Here is a 4,269-nt window from a genome sequence, read left to right on the forward strand (position 1 = left end):
TGGGAGCGTTTCGTGGCCGCCGTGGCCGGGCTCGCCGCCCGGCTGGACGTCCGGCTCACAGTGGGGCTCAACTCGATCCCGATGGCGGTCCCGCACACCCGGCCGACCGGGGTGACAGCGCACGCCACCCGCCCCGAGCTGATCGCCGGCTACGAGCCGTGGTTGCAACGCGTCCAGGTGCCCGGCAGCGTCGGTCACCTGCTGGAGTTCCGCCTCGGCGAACAGGGCCGCGACGCGCTGGGCTTCGCCGCCCACGTGCCGCACTACGTGGCGCAGACCGAATACCCGGCAGCCGCCGAGGTGCTGCTCACCTCCGTGTCGCGCAGCACCGGGCTGCTGCTGCCCGGCGACGGGCTGCGCTCGGCCGCCGAGGTGGTCCGGGTGGAGATCGACAGGCAGGTGGCGCAGACCGAGGACGCCGCGGCCCTGGTCCAGGCCCTGGAGGAGCAGTACGACGCGTTCGCCCGAGGTCGGGGCGAGAAGAGCCTGCTCGCCCCTGATGCTGGCCCACTGCCCACCGCTGACGAACTCGGCGCCGAACTGGAGCGGTTCCTGGCCGAACAGACCCGTCCCGGCGACACCCCGGCCGGCTGACCCGGCGTCGCGGCGGCGAATGCGGCAGGCTGGGGGCATGCGCCTGGCGACCTGGAACGTCAACTCGGTGAAGGCCCGCCTACCCCGGCTGCTGGAGTGGCTGGCCGACAGCGGGCCGGACGTCGTCTGCCTTCAGGAGACGAAATGCCCCGACGGCGCCTTCCCGGTCGCCGAGGTCGGCGCGCTGGGCTACACCGTGGCCAGCCACAGCGACGGCCGGTGGAACGGGGTGGCCATCCTGTCCCGGGTCGGGCTGGACGACGTCCGGGTCGGGTTCGCCGACGAGCCCGGCTTCCCCGAGCCCGAGGCCCGGGCCATCTCGGCCACCTGCGACGGGGTGCGGGTCTGGTCGGTGTACGTGCCCAACGGCCGGACGCCGGAAGACCCGCACTACGCGTACAAGTTGGCCTGGTTCGCGGCGCTACGCGACGCGCTGGACGCGGAGCTGGCCGGCGGCCTGCCGCTGGCGGTCTGCGGCGACTTCAACGTCGCCCCGACCGACGCCGACGTCTGGGACCCGGCGGTCTTCACCCACTCCACGCACGTCACCCCGGCCGAGCGGGCAGCCCTCGCGGCGCTGCGCGACCTGGGCCTCAGCGACGTCGTGCCCACCCCGATGAAGGGCCCGCACCCCTACACCTACTGGGACTACCGGGCCGGCATGTTCCACCAGAACAAGGGCATGAGAATCGACCTGGTGTACGCGTCCGCGCCGTTCGCCCGAGCGGTCCGCTCCGCGTACGTGGACCGGGAGGCCCGCAAGGGCAAGGGCCCCTCCGACCACGCCCCGATCGTGGTCGACGCTGATCTGGTGCCCGCGGTCGAGACGTTCTGAGCTTGGCTAGGGTGGGCAGATGGCAGTCGTGAAGATCAACGCAATCGACGTCCCGCCCGGTGGCGGCGCGGAGTTGGAGAAGCGGTTCGCCGCCCGGGCCGGCACTGTGGAGAACTCCCCCGGTTTCCTCGGCTTCGAACTCCTCCGCCCGGTGGCCGGCGAGACCCGCTACTTCGTCTACACGAAGTGGGAGAGCGAAGAAGCGTTCCAGGCGTGGGCCGCCGGCCCGTCGCGCGCCGCCCACGCCGCCGCCCCCGGCGACAAGCCCCGTCCCCCGGTCTCCACCGGTGCCAGCCTGCTGGAGTTCGAGGTGGCGCTGCACGTCCCCCAGCCCTGAGCGACGGCCACGTCTCACGGAATGAGGAGGGCCTTGCCCGGGATCGAGCGCGCCTCCATCGCGCGGTGAGCCTCAGCCGCGGCAGACAGTGGGTACTCGCGTGCGATCACCGGGCGTATCCGCCCCTCCACCGCCTCGGTCAGGGCCCTGCCCGCGAGCCGCACCATCTCCGGCGCCTTGAACTGAACGTCAGCAATGCCGTACAGATCGATGCCGCGCGCCTGCGAACTCGACAGATCCATCGTGGCGAACTCGCCACTCGCCGCCCCATGGGCCGAGACCCGCCCGCCGTCGGCCACCAGATGAAAGGCGTCGCTGCCGAGTTTTCCCCCGACACCGTCCAGCAGCACATCGACAGACAGACCGCCAAGGGCTTCGCGTACCGCGTCGGTCCATCCGTCACCCGCGTAGTCGACGACAGCGTCGGCGCCGAGCAGTCGTACCAGTGTGAGCTTGTCAGCGCCACGGGCCGCTCCCACGACCTGCGCACCGAGACGGTGGGCGAGCTGAACGAGCAGCGTTCCCATGCCGCCCGCGGCCCCCAGGATCAGAACCCGGTCGCCCGGCTTGACGCCGACACCGTCGATGATGCCCATGGCGGTCACTCCGTCGTGTGCGAGAGCAGCCGCTTCCCGCAGGCTCAGTCCGTCGGGGACCGGCACCAGCCGGTCGACGCTCGCCCGAACCAGTTCAGCGTATGAACCCCGCGTCCCGGCACCCGCAACGACCTGGCGGCCAAGCCAGGACGCAGAGACGCCTGGACCGGTGGAGACCACCGTTCCCGCCGCTGCGCCGCCCGGCACGTATGGCGGGGTGACACCGAACATCTCACCCCAGCCACCGCGGATCTGAGTCTCAAGGTAGATCGTGTCCACGGCCGCGGCCCGAACGATGACCTCCCCCTCCTCGGCCTGCGGATCGGGCAGGTCCACCAGGTTCAGGACCTCTGGACCCCCGCACTCAGAAACCTGGATCGCCCGCACGCTTGTCTCCGATCAGCCGCGGTCCCGTGCTTCGGATCCGCTTCCATACCTCGTGTCAGCGACGCTAGGACCTGAATGCTGGTTGAAGTCAAGTCGCGCCGGACCGGCTGTCACCGTTGATAGCGTCGAGGCAGACCGAGCGGTAGTCGACCACCAGTCGCCCTGCCAGCCATTCCACGCCGTTCGTTCAGGGCGCATCCCAAGTAGCGGGGGGCCCTGGTCATGTTCGACGGTTTCGAAGAGTTCGACATCGACACACCCGGCGCGAGGATCCACGGGCGCCGAGGCGGAAGCGGGCCGCCCGTTCTGCTGCTGCACGGCATTCCCGAGACGCACCTCATGTGGCACCAGGTCGCGCCACGGCTCGCCGAGAAGTACACAGTCGTCGTCACCGACCTGCGGGGCTGGGGCGACAGTGGCAAACCGCCGAGCACAGCGGATCACGAGCCGTACAGCATGCGCTCGATTGCCCGCGACCAGGTCGAGGTGATGCGGAGCCTGGGTCACGAGCGGTTCCGGCTCGTCGGTCACGATCGGGGGGCCCGCTGCGCGTACCGGCTCGCGCTTGACGAACCGGACGTCGTCACCCGACTGGCCGTCATGGACGTGGTGCCCATCGGGGACGTCTACGACCGCGCCGACCGGACGTTCAGCCTCTCCTACTGGGTCTGGTCCTTCCTGGCCGCACCGGCGCCGGTGCCCGAGCGGTTCATCGACGCGGCGCCCACGGTGCTCGTCGACTTCATGCTCGACACCTGGCCCGACGTGAAGGACGCCTTCCCGCCCGAGGTGCGGGCGGCGTACGTCAAGCAGTTCAGCGACTCCGCGACGGTGCACGCGATCTGCGAGGAGTTCCGCGCCGCCGCGACGCTCGACTACCAGCACGACGAGGCGGACCGGGGAAACCGGAAGATCACCTGCCCGGTGCTGTTCCTCTGGAGCCGACAGGGCCAGGTCGCGAAGCTCTACGACGACCCGCTCGCGATCTGGCGGGAGTGGGCCGACGACGTACGCGGCGAGCCGGTCGGAGTCGGGCACTTCATCCCGGAGGAAGCCCCCGACGAGACCACCCGCCAGCTGCTGGCCTTCCTGAACTGACGCCAGCCTGATCTGTGGGCGCCGCTGCCGCTTGATCCACCAGCGGGGCCCACGGGCGTGCGGCCCTGGCCGGCCTGGCCGGGGCGTCTCAGGGCTTGCGGGAGGACTGGAGGGTGGCAAAGGCGATCACGTTGTCGGCGTAGCCGGTGCGTCCACCGATGAACTGGCCGCCGCAGGTGATCAACCGCAGCCCGGCGGGGCCGTCGTGGCCGTAGATGCGCTCGGCGGGCAACTGGTCCTTCGGGAAGTGCTCCACGGTGTCGACCTTGAAGATCACCGTCGACCGGTCCGCGCGGGCGACCTCGACCAGGTCGCCTGGCTTGAGCTTGCCCAGGTCGTAGAAGACCGACGGGCCGCTCTTCGTGTCCACGTGCCCGACGATCACCGCAGGGCCCGGCTCACCGGGCGTGGGCCCCCGGTCG

Annotated in this window: 6 protein-coding genes; 4 read left to right on the top strand and 2 right to left on the bottom strand. The window is 70.8% G+C overall.

The window, feature by feature from the left end:
- From ABZ749_RS30530 to ABZ749_RS30540, 3 genes are all read left to right on the top strand, one after another.
- A partial coding sequence (locus ABZ749_RS30530) for a PAC2 family protein (protein WP_357233829.1) occupies positions 1–594 on the top strand: 594 nt, incomplete at its 5' end.
- A 37-nt stretch (positions 595–631) separates the two neighbouring features.
- Positions 632–1,429, top strand: coding sequence for an exodeoxyribonuclease III (locus ABZ749_RS30535; protein WP_357233831.1), 798 nt, complete (start codon positions 632–634; stop codon positions 1,427–1,429).
- Positions 1,430–1,448: 19 nt separating this feature from the next.
- Positions 1,449–1,766 (top strand): antibiotic biosynthesis monooxygenase, encoded by a 318-nt coding sequence (locus ABZ749_RS30540; protein ID WP_210781367.1) that lies wholly within the window; start codon positions 1,449–1,451, stop codon positions 1,764–1,766.
- Positions 1,767–1,780: 14 nt separating this feature from the next.
- Here the strand turns inward: ABZ749_RS30540 and ABZ749_RS30545 are convergent, their stop codons facing one another.
- On the bottom strand, positions 1,781–2,749 hold the full coding sequence (locus tag ABZ749_RS30545; protein ID WP_357233833.1) for a zinc-binding dehydrogenase: 969 nt from the start codon (positions 2,747–2,749) through the stop codon (positions 1,781–1,783).
- Between the two features lie 222 nt (positions 2,750–2,971).
- Between ABZ749_RS30545 and ABZ749_RS30550 the strand changes: the two genes are divergently transcribed.
- The gene (locus ABZ749_RS30550; protein ID WP_357233835.1) at positions 2,972–3,847 is read left to right on the top strand and encodes an alpha/beta hydrolase; all 876 of its coding nucleotides are present in this window, start codon (positions 2,972–2,974) and stop codon (positions 3,845–3,847) included.
- An 88-nt stretch (positions 3,848–3,935) separates the two neighbouring features.
- Here the strand turns inward: ABZ749_RS30550 and ABZ749_RS30555 are convergent.
- The coding region (locus ABZ749_RS30555; protein ID WP_357233837.1) for a sortase at positions 3,936–4,269 on the bottom strand (334 nt) is incomplete at its 5' end.

Origin of the sequence: Micromonospora sp. NPDC047753 (assembly GCF_040642735.1) — a bacterium.
Lineage (GTDB): Bacteria > Actinomycetota > Actinomycetes > Mycobacteriales > Micromonosporaceae > Micromonospora.